This is a genomic window from Methylobacterium sp. D54C, assembly GCF_053345595.1.
In genome coordinates, this window is sequence record NZ_JBKFAK010000190.1 from 1 (window position 1) to 308 (window position 308).

Sequence of the window (308 nt, forward strand, 5' to 3'; positions counted from 1 at the left end):
GGCACGGGCGCGCCGATCCAGCTCGACTTCCTGGATCCGGGCGGCGCCACGCCCGGCCGGCTGCTCCCGACCGGCGCCGTCCGTCAGTGGCTCGGCGTGCCGGGCCTCGGCGCGATCGAGGCCTCGCTGATCGACGCCGCCAATGCCTGCGTGTTCGTCCGCGCCGCCGATCTCGGCCTCGCCGGCACCGGGCTGCCCGCCGCCCTGGAGGCCGTGCCGGGCCTCCTCGACCGGCTGGCGCGGATCCGCCGGGCCGGCTCCGTGGCGATGGGCATCGCGCCCCGTCTCGAGGGGGGGGGGCGCGGCGT

Annotated in this window: 1 protein-coding gene; it reads left to right on the forward strand. The window is 79.5% G+C overall.

From position 1 onward, the window contains the following. The coding region (locus tag ACLBYB_RS33110) for a PrpF domain-containing protein (protein WP_447701419.1) at nt 1–308 on the forward strand (308 nt) is incomplete at both ends.